Genomic DNA, 2002 nt, shown 5'->3' on the forward strand with positions numbered 1-2002 from the left:
GCCAAGCTCCGCGCCATCCGCACGCAGCTGCTTACCCGTCGATGCTCAGCCGTTGCTGCTCAGCCGTTGGTCTGGACGGCGAGCTGGTGCACCGCGCTGTCGAAGTGCGGCGCTCCGATGGAACGGTTCTGCGGGGTCCCGTACGAGGTGACCCCGCGGACGTACCCCAGGCGGGTCTTGTCGCTGTAGTGCCACACCCACGGGCCGCCGGAGGACCCGGTGCCGAAGTTGCACCCGCTGATCAGCGAGGTGCGGGCCGCGACGCTGCTCTTGCGGGTCATGCCCTGGCAGCCCCACATCACCTCGCCGTAGTCACGGTTGGACGGGTAGCCGAAGACCTTCACCGGCCAGCGGTAGTACTGGTCGATCTTCAGCCCGTTGCCGCCGACGGCCGGGACCACGCGCTGCCCCGCCTCGTTCGCGAACGTCGTGATCATCCCGACGTCGCGGTACCAGCCCTGCGCGGTGCCGCCCTTCTGGACCCAGGTCTTGAAGGTGTGCAGGGTGCGCGCCTGGAACGTCCCGTAGGGCCTCGGGTCGGCCGCGTTGCCGTCGTACCTCGGCACGAAGACCAGGTTGCTGTGCCAGGTACCGCCCCGGCCCTCGTGCACGCAGTGCCCAGCGGTGATCACCACCCGCTTCGACTTGGTGTTGATCGTCGCCGCCGAGCAGTAGCTCCCGCTCCCGTAGCCGCCGATGAAGAGCTTGCCGGTGCTGATCGGGAACGTGTTGATCGACTGGGTCTGCGCCCCGCCCGCCGAAGACCTCTCGGGTGCCACCGGGCGGGTCACGGTCGTGCCCGCCGAGGCGTCGTCGCCCAGCCGGGTGGCCGGGAGGTCGCCCGCGCGGCCGACCGTGGTGCCGGCCATGAGCTCCGTCGCGACGCCCTTGGCCATCTTCTCGACGAGCGCGGGGTCGCCGGGGGCGTCCAGCGGCTTCGCCGCCGCCATCCGCTCCTCGGTCCAGTACTCCAGCACGGCGGGGTCCCCGCCCTCGGCGTCGACCCGCTGCATCTCCTGGGCGGAGTAGGTGCGCCGGGCGGCGCCGTCCGCCTTCAGGACCGGCGCGACGGTCGACACGATGCCGGTGTCGGCGGTCTTGGCCGCCCGGGCCACCGACGCGCCGGTGGCGGTCACGCCCCAGGCCGTCGGGACGACGGCGACCGTCGCCGCGACGGTCACGGCGGCCGCCACGGCCGCGAGGCGCAACCTCTGCGTTCTGCCCATAGATCTCCCCTGTCCACTTGTCCGGTTCATCCGGTCCATGCCGAATCGGACACATCGTAGACAAGAACCGTTAGGGGGTCTATCGCTTTCGGCGGTCGGCTCCGCGCGCGGTCACACGCCGAGGTGCCGGAGCACGGCCAGGACCCGGCGGTGGTCGGCGGCGTCCTGCGGCAGGTCCAGCTTGGTGAAGATGGCCGCGACGTTCTTCTCGACCGCCCCCGCCGACAGGTGCAGCAGGTCCGCGACGGCCTTGTTGGAGCGGCCCTGCGCCATGAGGCCCAGCACCTCCCGCTCCCGGGCCGACAGGCGCTCCAGGGCGGTGTCCTGCCGGGCGGAGCCCATGAGCTGCGTGACCACCTCGGGGTCGAGCACCGTGGCTCCCCGTGCCACGCGGCCGAGCGCGTCGACGAAGTCGCGCACGTCGGCCACCCGGTCCTTGAGCAGGTAGCCCACGCCGCGCGCGTCGCCGGCCAGGAGCCGGCTCGCGTACCGGGTCTCCACGTACTGCGAGAACAGCAGCACGGGCAGGCGCGGGTGCCGGGCGCGCAGGCTCAGCACGGCCCGCAGGCCCTCGTCGGTGAAGGTGGGCGGCATGCGGATGTCCGCCACCACGACGTCGGGCAGCGACTCCTCGCGGACCGCCCGGGCGACCTCGCGCTCCAGCGCGATCCCGTCCCCGACGCCGGTCACGGTGTGGCCCCGCCGCGTCAGGAGCGCGGCGAGGCCGTCGCGCAGGATCGCCGAGTCCTCCGCGATGAGCACGCGGAGCCCGGCGC

At 72.6% G+C, this 2002-nt stretch carries 2 protein-coding genes; both read right to left on the reverse strand.

Features of this window, described 5'->3' with window-relative positions; translation table 11 throughout:
- Positions 1-59: 59 nt before the first annotated feature.
- Complete coding sequence (locus tag ACFWEJ_RS28525; protein WP_377232528.1) at positions 60-1226, reverse strand: trypsin-like serine peptidase; 1167 nt, start codon at positions 1224-1226, stop codon at positions 60-62.
- Positions 1227-1337: 111 nt separating this feature from the next.
- Positions 1338-1988, reverse strand: a complete 651-nt coding sequence (locus ACFWEJ_RS28530) for a response regulator (protein WP_377232529.1) — start codon at positions 1986-1988, stop codon at positions 1338-1340.
- Positions 1989-2002: the final 14 nt, after the last annotated feature.

The sequence above is a fragment of the Promicromonospora sp. NPDC060204 genome, from assembly GCF_042728455.1.
Lineage (GTDB): Bacteria > Actinomycetota > Actinomycetes > Actinomycetales > Cellulomonadaceae > Promicromonospora.

Bases quoted from the DNA above. Each gene is read 5' to 3' on its own strand.
- ACFWEJ_RS28525 (WP_377232528.1), bottom strand. From the start codon at position 1,226: ATGGGCAGAACGCAGAGGTTGCGCCTCGCGGCCGTGGCGGCCGCCGTG.